Consider the following 15,295-nt stretch of genomic DNA (forward strand, 5'->3'; position numbering starts at 1 on the left):
TTATTGGGCAGTTTTACGTTTTTGTTTTTGGATGGTTTGATCGAGTGAGCTGGAAAATTCACGTTTATCACGTTCTGAAATTGGCGGTGGCCCACCGGTATTGACCCCTGCTCCGCGTAATGAATCCATAAAATCGCGCAAATGCAGACGAGCTTTGACATTTGCTGTGGTATAAACCTCACCGCGTGGATGAATTGCAATACCGCCCTTTTCAATCACCAGCGCCGCAAGCGGAATATCTTGCGTCATCACAATATCGTGCTCTTTCATGCGATCTATGATTTCTTTGTCGGCCGCATCTGCCCCACTCATCACCTGAATGGAATTGATTCGAACTGAAGGCGTGATGCCTACATTTTGATTGGCGACAAAAGTGACTTCTAACTGATAACGGTCTGAAGCACGAATAATGACTTCACGTAGAATTTTAGGTAATGCATCGGCATCGACCCAAAGTTTAAATGGCAGCACAAAGCATCCATAGCAAGAAAATATTAAAATCCAGTTTAACAAATTGTTTAACAAATTCGTGTGACAAGATGAAAGATAAATCCATTTAGTGAATTAACCACTGTGAATTTGAATAAGACAAACTCATTTTTAAGCTTCTTTTCTATTCCCCGTGCTTTGCTTGACTGATGATTTAGCCCATTTCTCATCATTTGATGGTTAAATTTAGTCAAATGACTTGAAATTTCAAAATAACCCTCGATTTAATATACAAATATAACCCAACATCAATTGTGAATATGAAAAATCAAAATAGACCAGAAATTATCACCATTGAAGATCAAAACTTTGGCAGCCATGTCGAACACTGGAATTTACTCACAGACAATCCCACAACAGACGTACCAAAGTGGCTTGGCTTGGCACTGAATGCCCCGGTTATGCCAATGGGTTTATGTGCCGAAGAATGTGACATGGATGAAACAACATGGCTCATTCAAGGACCCAAAAAGGCAGCGGTGCAAATCAATCAAATAATTGCGGTTGAAAATAACAAGCCTCAAGCTGTGAAAACTGCATTCCCAAGTTTCGAAAGTCCGTATAAAGTCGATGCCAAAATTGAACGGATTATTAGCTGCAAATCCAATACACAGGCTGTTTTACGCCTAAACTTGGGGGCAAATACCACCGTTTATGCCTTTGATGCACTGTATAGCGTTAATCATCAACACTATGAAAAAGGCCAAAGCTATCTTGCCCAGTTAAATGCATGGGCTTATGAACTGGAAGCCGTTTCAGACCATGAACAATTGGTGGTCGATGATCCTGCCTCAATCAAACACCACCGTGCTTTAAACGATATTTTAGCCGCCAATGACGGCGTTGCTCCAGCGAATTTACAAGAGCAGATTGATGCTTGGCAGCCTAAATCTGAAGATGATAAAGAACCGGTTACCGTCGATTTTTCAAAAATGGTGGCCTATCTTTATGGCGAAAATATGGGACAAGAAGATGAAGCCTGGTTCCAAGGCAACATTGTCGGTAAAACCTCAATGTCCTTTATGGATCAGGACTACACGCTTTATGACGTGGCTTTAATTCATGATGAAAATCAGGAAGCAACCTTGATTCGTATTGCCACCAAGAATCCCGCCAATAAAGACTTTCAGATTGGTCAATTTATTCGCGGCAACCTGTGGATTCAAGTGAATATTTATTCTAAAAAACAGTAATCTATAAATAGCAGCTCAATATGGTGATTGATCAATTCTCCAATTGAGCTGCTTTTTTATTATCTCTTTTCAAATAATTTTTCATGTTTATCCACAGACCCTTATTATATTTAACAGTTTTGAATTTAATTTAAAATGCATTTATCCACACTTTAAATTCAAAATTTTCTATTTTAAAAATATGCTTAAGATTATATTTTAGTAATTAATTCTTAAGCTTTTATCTCCTGCTCACCTTGATTGATAAGAAGTGAGCAATAAATGAGATATTTCTTTCGATAAAATAAATATTTTAATTACATATTTTTATTTAGTACTTTATTTAATCAAATTTTTATGCTAAAAATGCAAATTACAAATAGGAATTAACGATAAATAAATCGGAATAGAGCTTTCCATGAAAATCGTGCAAGAAGAAAATATACAACAAGTTGAACATCAACTTGAAAAACGTTTCCAGTTAGACTCTACCTCATGTCTATTTTTTATGTTGGGCATGTTTATGTCTGCCTATATGTTGCATCACTTTATTCTTTAAGCTTATTTTAATACCTGATTTTCAACAGGCTGGTTTAAACAAAATTATTTTTAATCAATAAAAAGCCCATCATGTGATGGGCTTTTTTAGCTTTAAGGCTTAAGCATTGCGTTTCGCAAAGTCATCCATAAAGTTCACTAAGGCTTGTACACCCTCTAAAGGTACGGCGTTATAAATACTTGCACGCATACCGCCAACTGAACGGTGACCTGCTAAATTAAGAAGATGATTTTGTTCCGCTTCTTTTAAGAATAATTTATCCAAATCTGCATTTGCCAAAGTAAATGGCACATTCATGATAGAACGGTTTTGTTCCGCAATTGGATTGGCGTAGAAATCACTTGCGTCGATATAACCATAAAGCAATTTAGCTTTTTCAAGGTTTACTTTATGAATAGCTTCAACACCACCCTTTTCAAGTAACCATTCAAATACCAAACCAGACAAATACCAAGCATAAGTTGATGGTGTATTCACCATAGAATCATTCTTGGCTTGTGCAGAATATTTCAAGATACTGGGGGTTTCAGCTTTCGCCTGATCAAGTAGATCATCACGAATAATCACTAAAGTTAAGCCAGCAGGACCAATATTCTTTTGCGCGCCTGCATAAATTAAACCAAACTTGGACACATCAATTGGAGCAGAAAGAATGCTTGAAGATAAATCAGTTACCAACGGTACATTTACTTCAGGAATGCCTGCAAATTGAAGACCGCCAATAGTTTCGTTATCTGCATAATGCACATAAGCCGCATCGGCAGATAAGTGCCACTGGCTTTGATCGGTAATTGCTAATTTACCATTAATAGTTGTGCCCGCTTCCACGACATTGATATCGCCATAGCGTTGTGCTTCTTTTAATGCTTTTTCAGACCAAATTCCGGTATGGATATAATCTGCTTTATTATTTTTGCCTAACAGGTTTAAAGGAATTGCAGAGAATTGAAGTGAAGCACCCCCTTGTAAGAACAATACTTTATAGTTCTCTGGGATGTTCATCAATTTGCGTAAATCTGCTTCTGCTTTTTCTGCCACAGCCACATAGTCATTACTACGATGACTCATTTCCATGATCGAAAGACCTTTGCCATGCCAATCGAGCATTTCAGCTTGGGCTTTTTCTAAAACGGCAGTCGGTAATGCAGCAGGACCAGCACAGAAATTGTACGCGCGCATGATTTTTCCTTTCAAAGTGAAACACAATAAAATAACGGCATTTAACCACAGATAGCCTGTGCTTGCAGTAAATTATCCTGAAAATATTTCAGTGCTATCGGATATTTAAAGTCAAAAGTTCAATAAAGAACTGTGATTCTTTTCAGTTTAGTAATCTCAATAAACACTTCAACCATAACTAAATAACTGACAGGACGCATATTTAAAGCAGAAATCATAATATGGGAGTGAATAAAAACAGCCAAAAACAGATAAAGAGCAAACTCGATCCTGTGCAGCCATGATAGATCCATTATTCTTCTTTCCTAGTGCATTTTTTATTGTCTTGAATCGTTTATGACTGCATTATTTATGCATCTCCAGCCAGTTTCGTATCGCTACAGCATATAAAAATTGAAATGGACGATGCCAAGGCATGATACGCCCCAGTTTGTTGGTATAGCGAGTCAGAACTTCTATGGCATTATTGAGTAAGATCATTCTGGTCTAAATTATAAATAGTGCTTAATATACAAATGCATATTAAATAATATAGAGACTAACGATAAAGACATCTTATTTTCAAGCGATGTATAATTTATTACAACAATGTTGAGAGCCGAATCGATGTTAATGAATTTGACATGGGCACAAAAAAATATAGACCAGAGCATCAGAACATTGATTAAAATTATTTTATTGTCGAGTTCGACTTTTTATACAACAACATTATGGGCACAAAGTATTAGTTATGCACAAGCTGAACAATCGGTTTTAACGGATTCATATAGCACTCAAGCCAATCTCGCCTTACAACAGGCTTCAAAACTTGAAGCAGAAGCATTAAAAGGTTTAGGGCTGCCACGGGTCGATTTAAATATACGGGCTTATGCATTTCATAATGAAGTGGATATTCCGCTCGATTCATTTAAAAACAATTTGGAACAAACCCTGTCGAATGGGTTAAATAGCCAAATTGATCAATGGCAAAACTCTAACCCCAATATTGGTAATCTAGCAGACCCGCTTAAAAATGGTGTGAATCAAATTATTCATGAGGGCGTGGGATTACTTCCAGATGAGTCGACTGTTAGCCTAGATGATCAGGTGATCCGCCCCACAGTTTCAGTATTGATGCCACTTTATACCGGAGGACTGACTTCCAGCGCTAAAGAAGTGGCCAGTATTAAAGCACAGCGCAGCCAGCTTAATACTCAGCAACAACAAGACATCCAGCGCTTTGAACTGATTCAGGCTTACTTCAATGCACAACTGCAAAAACAATTACTCGATTCAAGCCTTTTGAATTTTAATGCCATGCAAACCCACTATAACAATGCGCTGAAACTGGAAAAGCAAGGTTTTATTAGCAAAGGGCAACGCATGCAGTTTGAAGTGGCAAAAAACAATGCTGAACGCAGCTATCAAAATACGGAAGCCAGTCTCAGATCGAGTCTTTTTCAACTGAATAATTTGTTGCAAAGCAGCCAAATTACCGAGCTGAGCACCCCTCTCTTTATAAATTCTGCGCAAAGCCAGTCTTTAAATACCTTGCTGAAAACTTATCAGGATCAATCCTCCCTCATTCGTAAAATGCAACTGGATACCCAACTGGCCAATGCTAACGTCAAAGCACAAAGTGCCGCGAAAAAGCCCAATCTTTTTGCATTTGGGGAATACAGTCTGGATGAAAAACAAAACTGGATTGTCGGTATAGTGGCACGTTACAACCTGTTTTCAGGGGTCGATAAAAATAAAAATATTCAGGCTGCCGAATTACAACGCTATGCTTCTGAACTGATGACTGAACGCAGCAAGCAGGAAATTGAAAATATCATTTATAAATCGTATAGCGAAGTGACCACTGCACAGCAAAGTCACCCGTTGCTACAGCAAAATATGAAAGCTGCTCAAGAAAACCTGCGTATTCAAACCCTGTCTTTTAAAGAAGATATGGGCACGGCTACCCAAGTCATTGATGCACAAAATACTTTGAGCGCTTTAAAAAATGAAATGGCACTGAATGCTTATAAGTATGTGATGTCACTGGCAACTTTATTACAAAATCATGGCTCAATTAATCAATTCCAAAGCTATGTCAATCAAGCTCAAACTTACTATATGCGTTAATTTTTGCTGGGGAAAAATATGAATCAAGATCAAAACAAGCCTGATCAAGATGTAGAAAACACTTCCTCGGACGGAAGCTCTACAGATATGTCAGCTCAAAGCAGCAAGATAGATTCGCAAAAAAGCGCTGAACAGCAAAGCTCTATAGATCAGGAGTTTTTTAGTTATTCGGAACAAGCTCCGACCAGTGAAAATGCTGAGCCAAACACAAAAAAGTCAGCGGCTATTAAAGTTGTCGGCATCATTATTTTAATTCTACTCTTAGGCTTAATTGCTTTCGGTTTATGGAAAAGCTATCAACCGCGACAAGTTGAACTGCAAGGCCGGGTTGAAGCGGAAACCATTCATGTCAGTACCAAAGTGCCGAGCCGTATTGAAGAAGTTTATGTACATGATGGCGATAAAGTTAAAAAAGGCCAGCAACTGGTGCGTTTATTCAGCCCTGAAATTGAAGCAAAAAAACAGCAGGCTCTGGCTGCTTTGCAATCTGCTTTAGCGCTGCAATCAACAGCCGAACGTGGCTCACAACAGGAAAATATTGACACGTTGTATGCCAACTGGCAAAGCCTGAAAGCACAACAGGCGTTGGCACAAACCACATATCAACGTGGAGCAACTTTGTTTCAGCAAGGTGTGATTTCCCGGCAGCGTCGGGATGAAATGCAGGCCGCAGCAGTCTCAGCCAGTCAAATGACTGAAGCCGCATATCAACAATATGCACGTGCAAAACGTGGCAGCACACCTGAACAAAAATCCTCAGCCAATGCCCAAGTCGATATTGCCAAAGCGGCAGTTAGCGAGGCCAATGCCTTGGAAGCTGAAACCCTATTGCTTTCATCAATTAATGGCACCGTGTCTAAAACCTACGGCAAAGCCTCTGAACTGGTGGCGATGGGTGTCCCCGTGGTCAGCATTATTCAGGATGATGATTTATGGATCAGCGTGAATGTGCGTGAAGATCTCTATGCGCAAATTTATCAAAGTAAAACCATAGACGGTTTTATTCCGGCCTTAAATCAAACTGCCACTTTTAAAATTAAAAATATTGATGCTGAAGGTGAATTTGCCACCATTAAAACCACGCGCCAAACCGGTGGTTATGACATTCGCAGCTTTAAAGTTCATTTAGCACCGATAAAACCAATTGCAGATTTAAAAGTGGGCATGAGTGTGCTTTTTAAAATTAAAGAGTCAAAATAATGTGGTCTGGCATGCTGCGTGAACTACGCTATTTACTGTCCAGTAGGTGGGACTTGTGCTTAGTCACACTGGCCCCTTTATGTATAATCGTGTTGTTTAGCAGTATGTTTTCTCAAGGAAAGCCTGAACATTTACCCATTGCCATCATCGATCAAGACCAAAGTGAACTCAGCCGGAATATTGAAAAATATGTCAGTCATAATACCGCTTTAGAAGTTGCAGTTATTTCGCAAAGCCCCGATGATGTCGAAAAGCTACTCAATCAAACTAAAATTTGGGGTTATATTTCTATTCCGGCTGGGGCTGAACAGCGACTGGTTCAAGCCAAAGATGCCGAAATCAATATTGCCTTCAATCAAAGCTATTTTAGTGTCGGAAATTCAATTTCTTCTGCGATGCTGCTTAGTACCGTACAGGCAATTACCGATTTTAGCGGGCACAATTATCTGGAAAATAAAATTCCTTATCTGGCTGCCCCCACACCCAATGTCAAAATATCCCCTTTATATAATCCGGGGTTAAGTTACGAGTTCTATTTAGAACCGTTTATGATTCCTGCGGTTTTGCATTTATTGCTGTGTTGCTGTGTGGCTTTTGCAGTTGGACAAGAACTAAAATTTAATACCACAAGACAATGGCTTAACCAGTCCCATATTTTTAAGGCATTGTTATCCAAGAATTTAACCTATGTCCTGATTTTTACCGCATGGACTTGGGCATGGATGTTCTGGCTGATTGAAATCCGTAGCTGGTTCGTTGCAGGCCATTTGTGGATGATACTACTCGGACAGTTTCTCTTTTATAGTGCTTATGCATTTATAAGTAGCACAGTAGTTTTAGCCACGCGTGACTTAGGCAAATCTTTCGGTTTCATTGCAGTATATGGTGGCTCTTCCCTAAGTTTTGCCGGAGTCACTTTACCTTTAAATAATGCGCCCCTGTTTACCCAATTCTGGGCCAATATTATTCCCTACACCCCTTATGCAAAATTACAAACGGAACAATGGGTGATTGGCAGTCCTGTATCCATTTCTTTATTACCGCTTGCGGTATTGGCTATCTATTGTCTGTTCTATTTTGCTACTGCCTATTTCTTCCTCAGTAAAAACTTAAAGGGAGTTAAAGCATGAAAAATAGCATCAAAGACTTCCTATACTTTTATTTCAAAACCTTTAAAGATATTGCGCGTAACAGTTCAATTTTTACCACTCTGGTTTTATCGGTATTTTTATATAGCTTCTTCTACCCCACCGCCTATAAAGCTGAACATGCCGAGTCGTTGCCAATTGTCATTGTAGATGAAGAACAGAGCATGATCACTTCGACCATTATTGGTGAAGTGGCAAAAAGTCCAAACGTGAAAATCAAGGCAGTCACAGGCAATTTTGCTGAAGCGGAAATGATGGTGAAAACCCAGCAAGCAGATGGTATTTTGCTATTGCCGGATAATTTATCCAACAGTATTCGTCGCGGCGAAGTCGGAGGCGTTGGCTTATATCTAAGTGCAGCCTATTTTTTAAGAACCAAACAGATTGGTTTGGGTTTAGCGACTTCTATTGAACATGCAATTGCTGAACAAGCACAGAAATTTGGTGATATTTCGCATTTCGCACCTGCCCTTTCCATTCATCAAATTCCGTTATTCAACACTATGTCTGGTTATGGTAGTTATATTTTTCCTGCTATTGCCCCCTTAATTATTCATCAGACCATTGTTTTGGGTTTAAGTATGCTGATTGCGGGTTACCGACTGCAAAACTGGCGACCGAACAAGACTGAATTTTTTGCAATCTTTAGCGCCATTTTAACCATTGGCTGCTTGGGCTGTTTCTATTTATTTGGTTTTACTTTTTGGCTTTATGATTATCCCCATGGTGGAAATTTCTTCGGCATGCTGATTGGCGTACCAATTTTTATCAGTTGCGTGATTGGTCTAACCCTGGTCATTGCTTCCTTTTTCGATATGCCTGAACGTGCAGGACATGTGATTGTCTTTACTTCCATTCCACTATTTTTACTATCAGGGGCGGCCTGGCCACACTCTGCCATGCCTCAGTGGATGCAATGGTTAGGAAATATTTTACCTTCGACCCAAGGTATTCAAATGTTTATTCAGTTGAACCAAATGGGTGTACCTTTAAATATCGTCATTCCAAAAATGATTTATCTGGCGACCGTTGCGGCTGTGTTATTGACCTGGGGATATTTCCGTTTAAATCAGCCAAATAAGAAATAATCTTTTAATAGACTGCCTGATAAGATTATTAAATAAAAATTTATAATTTAATTAAATTTTCAACTCAAACTGTAATCTTATTAACCGATTAAACCCAGTATGAATAAAAAGTAAGATTGCTTATCTTAATCGACGCAAAATAGATTTTTGTCCATACTCTGTGAATATATTTTTTATTCATTTCCATGCCCTTATTAACATCTTTTTATGATGTCGACCGTGTTATTACAGCATTTTTTCTTTAAATATTTAATTTTAAGGGCTTAGCATAAAGAAGATTCGTCTTGCTTGGTAAATCATTATTGCGCTCATTTTAGGTGTGCTTGTAGGCTCTTTTCTACACTATTCTCCCGAATATCGTGAAACTCTACTTAACAATCTGCTGAGTCATTAGGGCGAAATCTTTATTAATTTGATTAAGATGATTGTGATTCCCCTTGTAGTTTCAATGCTGATTTTAGGTATTGCCAATGCAAGTCACGGTCAAAATGTCAGTAAACTTGATTTCAAAACGATTGTCTATTTTGAGATTATTGCCACAGTTGCGATTATCGTCGGTCTCGTTGCAGCAAATGTGTTTAAGCCGGGTGCCGGTATTGATATGTCGAGTTTGAAACAAACTGACATTTCTCAATATCAGCAAACCACACAAGCAGTGAGTAGCCATGCTCATGGTCTGGTGAATACCATTTTGTCTCTCATCCCTTCCAATAGTTTTGGATCACTGACATGGGCACAGGTGTTCCAAGCGTGTCTTTCGTACTGCTGTTGGCGAGATTAGGTATGTGTGGGTGTTCCACTTAAAGGTGTGCATTTATTGCAGGTATTGACCGTATTTTAGATATGGCACGTACTGTGTTGAATGTGATTGGTAACTCGTTGGCTGTTCTTGTGATCAGTAAATGGTAAGGTCAATTCGATGCTAAAAAGCAAAAAGATTATCGAATTGAAATGAAACAGGCTGCATAATTTATAAAATCAAATAAGGAAGCCGAGGCTTTCTTTTTTATGCTCTAAACTTAGTAAATTTTTACTGAGACTTAAAATAAACCTAATTTTTATATAATCTTTTCTTTGATTTTAATAATTGAAAAATAAAGTAAAAAAGTGAATACTGGTTAAATCATAATCAACAACAATTCATAAAAGGATATATATGGAAAATTTTATAAATAAGCTTCAAAGCCATATAGACCATGTTAAACGTGTTGGGGAACACTGCTCTACTGAGGAAACAACAAAACAAGCATTAATTTTACCGCTCCTAGACATTCTTGGCTTTAACCCTTACGACCCAACAAAAGTATTAGCAGAATTTGCTGCTGATTTTCCAGGCATCAAATCCACTGAAAGAGTTGATTATGCTTTATATTGTAATGGACAGCCTGTTATGTTCATTGAAGCCAAACCCTATGCGGCAAATCTAACCAACCATGCCCCGCAATTATCACGTTATTTCAACAGTAGTCTTGGCGTTACCATCGGAGCAATTACCAATGGTAAAGAATGGCGTTTCTTCACTGATTTAATCAATACCAATGTTATGGATGAAAAACCATTTCTTACCGTTGATTTCATGAAACATAAAGCTGAAGAACTTGTGCAATTGGCAGAATTTAAACATGATAATTTTCATGTCGAAAAATTACGTTTTTTTGCTGAAGAAAATCAATATATCCAACAATTTAAAACAGTGATAAAGAAAAGTATTAATGAAGTGGATATCGATTTTGTTCGCTATGTTGCACAGCAAGCCAATATTCAACGTCAATTAAATACTAAATTTTTAGAGACAATCCAACCTTTTGTAAAGCAAGCTGTAGAGCAAGCCATTAGTGATACGGTCGTAAAGGGCTTATCATCTCCAACGATTATTACCGCTCAAACAATTGAACCAAAACTAGAACAAAATGCTGAACAACCCAATGATAAAGGGTTTAAAGATATTGTTAGTTCTGACAACGACAAGATTATTACGACAAAGGATGAGCAAGAACTATTTCGTATAGTGAGTGAACTTTTTCATGAATCAGATTTAGCAACTAGAGATACAGAAAGCTATTACTCTGTCTTATACCAAAACAAAAACAATCGTTGGTTATTTAGATACGATGTAAATCGTAAACGTCCAACGATTCAATTTAATATAAATATTGATGATCAGCGAAAATTAGAATTGTTACGTGCAGGATTAGAAGTATTAAATAATGGACAAGTTTATTTAGATAAACCAGAACATATTTATCGAGCTGTAGGCATCCTCAAAGATTGTTTAGATTATTGTAGTAACGATGATAATTTTAAAAGAAATGCTGTTTCTTGATTTTAATAACCATAAAAAAGGACGCTTAAGCGTCCTTTTTTATTACTGCAAAAAGCTTATTCTTCGTCAGAATCTCTTAGATCTGATTCACTTTCAGCTTCATCCGCAATCGTTTCATCATCAACCAAAACTTCAGAATCAATCAAAGCTTCAGCGGCAATGACTTCTTCGCCTTCAACTGCTTCAATAAATTCATCTTCTTCAACGGCTTCAACAGAAACAACACCGACCAAGACTTCTTCATTACCCAAACGGATGAGACGAACACCTTGGGCATTACGACCTGTGGTAGCAACTTCTGAAGCACGGGTACGAACCATCGTACCACCATCAGAAATCAACATCAGCTCTTTGCTTTCATCAATCGATACCGCACCGACCAATTCACCATTACGTTCAGATGTTTTAATTGCAATCACACCTTTACCGCCACGCTTCTTGGTTGGGAATTCGCCCACCGGGGTACGTTTACCGTAACCGTTGGCACATGCACAAAGCACTTCGCCAGTTTCCGGTACAACCACCAGTGACACGATACGGCTGATTAATACCGAATCTGAAGTATCTTCATCATCTGCATCTACATCAGTTTCCGCCTCTTCAAGCTGCGCTGCGGCACCGATGGTCACGCGCATACCGCGTACACCTTTGGCAGAACGGCCCATTGAACGCACATCAGTTTCTGCAAAGCGAATTGCTTTACCTTCATTTGAGAACAACATGATTTGCTGTTCGCCATCGGTAATCGCAACACCAATCAAGGTATCATCGCCATTTAACTCAATCGCACGTAAACCATTTGAACGAACATTACTGAACTGTTCAAGCTCTACACGTTTAATCGTACCGTACTCGGTCGCCATAAACACATAGAAGTTTTTACGAACCGCTTCAGCTTGCTGTGCAAAATCAGCAATGATTTCATCGTCCAGATCTGTCGTAGAAAGCTCAAGACCCAGTTGTTTCAATTGAATACGTAATGCATCAGACAAGTCATCTGCACCATCTTCAAGCTCGGCTAAAGCCGCTTCAAGTTCAGCAAAATGCGAATTGATGATTTCATTTTCTTGCAGTTTTGCAGCATTGGCTTTTACAAATGCCTGGAAATCGGCCAGACGGTCTTTAAATTTCTTCGGTGCATCAATCACAGGAAGAATCGCTGTAATTGTTTCATTGGCATCCAGCGGCAACAAGTTCACCATTGGGCGACCTTTTGCACCACGAGACGCTTGTGGCACTTCGTATACTTTCAGACGATAGACTTTACCGACATTGGTAAAGCATAGAACTGTCGCATGGTTCGATGTCACAATCAGATGCTGAATGTAATCATCAGTTTTCATCGAGGTTGCAGACTTACCACGACCACCACGACGCTGTGCGGCATAGTCAGACAATGGTTGAGTTTTCGCATAACCTGTTTTAGAAACAGTCAGTACCATTTGCTCTTCAGGAATTAAATCTTCACGAGAGAAATCGATACGTGATTCAACAATAGATGTTTTACGTCCATCACCATATTGGTGAATAATAAGCGCCAACTCTTCACGAATGACGTTCATCAACAAATTAAAGTCATTCAAAATTGCAGTATATTCAGCAATTTGAGATAAAATGTCAGAATATTCAGCATGTAACTTGTCTTGTTCAAGACCAGTTAAACGGTGTAAACGTAATTCTAGAATCGCACTGACTTGGGTTGGTGAAAGACGGTAAATACCCCCATCAAAACCATATGGTTTAGACAGGTCTTCGCCTTCAATAATTTCAGGACGTACAGAAACTGAACCTGCTTTTTCAAGCAATGCAACAACGCCACCCGCAGACCACTCACCGGCATGTAAACGCTCACGCGCTTCGCCTGGATTTGCAGAAGTCTTAATGGTTTCAATGATGCTATCAATATTTGCCAGAGCAACTGTCAAACCTTCTAAGATATGCCCACGTTCACGCGCTTTACGTAACTCGTACATGGTACGACGTGTCACGACTTCTTGACGGTGACGGATAAACGCAGCAATGATATCTTTTAAATTCATCAACTTCGGCTGACCGTTGTCCAGACAAACCATGTTGATGCTGAAAGAGTTTTCAAGCTGAGTGTTTTGGAACAGGTTATTGACAATCACTTCAGCATTTTCGCCACGCTTCAAGTCAATTGCAATACGCATCCCGTCTTTATCAGACTCGTCCCGAAGTTCCGAGATTCCTTCAAGTTTTTTCTCTTTGACTAACTCAGCAATACGCTCAATGGTTCTCGCTTTGTTAACTTGATACGGAATTTCTGTGAAAACAATCGTAATCCGGCCATTCTTCGGATCTTCTTCGAAGTGATATTTACCACGAATATGCAAACGGCCTTTACCGGTACGGTAAGCATCCACAATCCCCGATTTGCCGTAAATAATACCGCCTGTAGGGAAATCGGGACCAGAAATATGCTGCATCAAACCTTCGATGCTGATATTCGGATCATTGGCATAAGCTAGGCAGGCATTCACAACTTCAGTCATGTTGTGTGGCGCCATATTGGTCGCCATACCGACTGCGATACCGGTTACACCGTTAATCAGTAAGTTAGGAACACGTGTTGGCATGACTTGAGGAATACGCTCAGAGCCGTCGTAGTTGTCTTCCCATTCGACGGTATCTTTTTCCAGATCAGCCAAAAGTTCATGGGTTAACTTACGCATACGAACTTCGGTATAACGCATTGCCGCAGCGCTATCGCCATCGACAGAACCAAAGTTACCCTGACCATCGACCAATTGATAACGCAAGCTAAATTCTTGTGCCATACGGACAATGGTTTCGTAAACAGCTGAGTCACCATGCGGGTGATATTTACCGATTACGTCACCCACCACACGGGCAGACTTTTTATAAGCTTTGTTGTAGTCATTGCCTAACTCGTGCATAGCGAAAAGCACACGACGATGCACCGGTTTTAAGCCATCTCTCACGTCTGGTAATGCACGAGAAACAATAACACTCATGGCATAGTCGAGATATGAGCTTTTGAGTTCATCCTCAATGGCAATCGGTCGGATTTCCGATAGGCTCATGCATACTCCTTATTACTAACAGTATTTGGAACTGCTCGTTTTATATAATCAATCTAGCAAAAAATTAACCCAAAATAAGCTGAGTTAAAGTCTAAATACAGCCGTAAATTATAGCATAAATTCTCTTGTTTTTGTCTCCTATCAAGCATCTTAATCTTGTTAATTTTCTACAATTTATCGTTTATTTTTTAATCTGTTTTAATTGTCGGAATTTTATGTGAATTAATTCATTTTTTCACCGACTTTATTTAAATTTAAATCACCCGACAGCTCATAATCTTGCTCCATTGAGCTGCTCTTTTTGTTCATTCATCAGCATGAAAAATTAATGACGGGTCATCTTTTCAAATACTCTCCAAAGCACATTGAAATGATGCAATTTATCACTCTTAAAAGCCATAAATCTTGCTTTACGTTTACATGAGTCATGAGTCATGAGTCTCATAACTCATGAGTTAATGCACTCTTGCATTGCGTAAATCTGTCAGAAGTGGTTTGAAAAATTTTGACAATAAAAAACGCTCCTAGAAACTAGAAGCGTTTTTTGAAGCCTGAGGCCAAGAATTAGATTTTAGCAACCAATTCTGGAATAACAGTATTCAAGTCACCGACTAACCAGTAGTCAGCTACTGCATTGATTGGCGCTTCTTCATCTTTGTTGATCGCAACGATCACTTTAGAGTCTTTCATCCCTGCCAAATGCTGAATCGCACCGGAAATACCGACAGCGATGTACAGGTCAGGTGCAACGATTTTACCTGTTTGACCCACTTGCATGTCGTTAGGTACGAAACCTGCGTCCACCGCAGCGCGTGAAGCACCTTGAGCCGCACCCAGCTTGTCCGCCAATGGATCAAGGATTTTATGGTAGTTTTCACCTGAACCTACACCACGACCACCCGACACGACAATACGTGCAGCGGTTAATTCTGGACGTTCAGATTTAACAATCTCTTCAGAAAT

13 protein-coding genes and 1 pseudogene are annotated in these 15,295 nt (G+C 39.2%); 9 read left to right on the plus strand and 5 right to left on the minus strand.

Annotated elements, in window-relative coordinates:
• The gene (locus E0H80_RS07115) at positions 1-471 is read right to left on the minus strand and encodes a YaiI/YqxD family protein (protein ID WP_067863637.1); all 471 of its coding nucleotides are present in this window, start codon (positions 469-471) and stop codon (positions 1-3) included.
• 278 nt (positions 472-749) lie between these two features.
• On the opposite strand from E0H80_RS07115, the gene E0H80_RS07120 reads away from it, so the two are divergent.
• The gene (locus tag E0H80_RS07120; RefSeq protein ID WP_131364446.1) at positions 750-1,682 is read left to right on the plus strand and encodes a hypothetical protein; all 933 of its coding nucleotides are present in this window, start codon (positions 750-752) and stop codon (positions 1,680-1,682) included.
• Between the two features lie 397 nt (positions 1,683-2,079).
• Positions 2,080-2,220 carry a hypothetical protein gene (locus tag E0H80_RS16600; protein WP_165494286.1) on the plus strand — a complete coding sequence of 47 codons (141 nt, stop codon included), beginning with the start codon at positions 2,080-2,082 and terminating at the stop codon, positions 2,218-2,220.
• Positions 2,221-2,319: 99 nt separating this feature from the next.
• Here E0H80_RS16600 and serC read toward each other — a convergent pair whose 3' ends face one another.
• Positions 2,320-3,399: a 3-phosphoserine/phosphohydroxythreonine transaminase gene (serC, locus tag E0H80_RS07125; protein WP_131364449.1), complete on the minus strand. Its 1,080-nt coding sequence runs from the start codon at positions 3,397-3,399 to the stop codon at positions 2,320-2,322.
• Positions 3,400-3,744: 345 nt separating this feature from the next.
• Positions 3,745-3,879 carry a hypothetical protein gene (locus tag E0H80_RS16990; RefSeq protein ID WP_265937222.1) on the minus strand — a complete coding sequence of 45 codons (135 nt, stop codon included), beginning with the start codon at positions 3,877-3,879 and terminating at the stop codon, positions 3,745-3,747.
• A gap of 126 nt (positions 3,880-4,005) precedes the next feature.
• On the opposite strand from E0H80_RS16990, the gene E0H80_RS07130 reads away from it, so the two are divergent.
• From E0H80_RS07130 to E0H80_RS07155, 7 genes and pseudogenes are all read left to right on the plus strand, one after another.
• On the plus strand, positions 4,006-5,508 hold the full coding sequence (locus E0H80_RS07130) for a TolC family protein (protein ID WP_131364451.1): 1,503 nt from the start codon (positions 4,006-4,008) through the stop codon (positions 5,506-5,508).
• An 87-nt stretch (positions 5,509-5,595) separates the two neighbouring features.
• A complete protein-coding gene (locus E0H80_RS07135) occupies positions 5,596-6,708 on the plus strand; it encodes an HlyD family secretion protein (protein WP_323052966.1) in 1,113 nt (370 codons plus the stop codon).
• On the plus strand, positions 6,708-7,838 hold the full coding sequence (locus E0H80_RS07140; protein ID WP_131364456.1) for an ABC transporter permease: 1,131 nt from the start codon (positions 6,708-6,710) through the stop codon (positions 7,836-7,838). The genes E0H80_RS07135 and E0H80_RS07140 overlap by 1 nt, the downstream gene beginning before the upstream one ends.
• Before the next feature lie 8 nt (positions 7,839-7,846).
• The gene (locus E0H80_RS07145; protein WP_131364479.1) at positions 7,847-8,944 is read left to right on the plus strand and encodes an ABC transporter permease; all 1,098 of its coding nucleotides are present in this window, start codon (positions 7,847-7,849) and stop codon (positions 8,942-8,944) included.
• Positions 8,945-9,239: 295 nt separating this feature from the next.
• Positions 9,240-9,686, plus strand: a pseudogene (locus E0H80_RS07150) (cation:dicarboxylate symporter family transporter); the annotation flags it as partial.
• 74 nt (positions 9,687-9,760) lie between these two features.
• Positions 9,761-9,853 carry a cation:dicarboxylate symporter family transporter gene (locus tag E0H80_RS17125; protein ID WP_416224579.1) on the plus strand — a complete coding sequence of 31 codons (93 nt, stop codon included), beginning with the start codon at positions 9,761-9,763 and terminating at the stop codon, positions 9,851-9,853.
• Between the two features lie 247 nt (positions 9,854-10,100).
• Complete coding sequence (locus E0H80_RS07155) at positions 10,101-11,267, plus strand: type I restriction endonuclease (protein ID WP_131364458.1); 1,167 nt, start codon at positions 10,101-10,103, stop codon at positions 11,265-11,267.
• Positions 11,268-11,323: 56 nt separating this feature from the next.
• On the opposite strand, the gene gyrA is transcribed toward E0H80_RS07155, so the two are convergent.
• Both gyrA and E0H80_RS07165 read right to left on the minus strand, forming a co-directional pair.
• Positions 11,324-14,332: a DNA gyrase subunit A gene (gyrA, locus tag E0H80_RS07160; RefSeq protein WP_131364460.1), complete on the minus strand. Its 3,009-nt coding sequence runs from the start codon at positions 14,330-14,332 to the stop codon at positions 11,324-11,326.
• 564 nt (positions 14,333-14,896) lie between these two features.
• Positions 14,897-15,295 (minus strand): FAD-binding protein (locus tag E0H80_RS07165; protein WP_213073399.1); only part of this gene is annotated, 399 nt, incomplete at its 5' end.

Origin of the sequence: Acinetobacter sp. ANC 4779, from assembly GCF_004331055.1 — a bacterium.
Lineage (GTDB): Bacteria > Pseudomonadota > Gammaproteobacteria > Pseudomonadales > Moraxellaceae > Acinetobacter.

Bases quoted from the DNA above. Each gene is read 5' to 3' on its own strand.
- E0H80_RS07120 (WP_131364446.1), top strand. From the start codon at position 750: ATGAAAAATCAAAATAGACCAGAAATTATCACCATTGAAGATCAAAAC.
- E0H80_RS16600 (WP_165494286.1), top strand. From the start codon at position 2,080: ATGAAAATCGTGCAAGAAGAAAATATACAACAAGTTGAACATCAACTT.
- serC (WP_131364449.1), bottom strand. From the start codon at position 3,399: ATGCGCGCGTACAATTTCTGTGCTGGTCCTGCTGCATTACCGACTGCC.
- E0H80_RS16990 (WP_265937222.1), bottom strand. From the start codon at position 3,879: ATGATCTTACTCAATAATGCCATAGAAGTTCTGACTCGCTATACCAAC.
- E0H80_RS07130 (WP_131364451.1), top strand. From the start codon at position 4,006: ATGTTAATGAATTTGACATGGGCACAAAAAAATATAGACCAGAGCATC.
- E0H80_RS07135 (WP_323052966.1), top strand. From the start codon at position 5,596: ATGTCAGCTCAAAGCAGCAAGATAGATTCGCAAAAAAGCGCTGAACAG.
- E0H80_RS07140 (WP_131364456.1), top strand. From the start codon at position 6,708: ATGTGGTCTGGCATGCTGCGTGAACTACGCTATTTACTGTCCAGTAGG.
- E0H80_RS07155 (WP_131364458.1), top strand. From the start codon at position 10,101: ATGGAAAATTTTATAAATAAGCTTCAAAGCCATATAGACCATGTTAAA.
- gyrA (WP_131364460.1), bottom strand. From the start codon at position 14,332: ATGAGCCTATCGGAAATCCGACCGATTGCCATTGAGGATGAACTCAAA.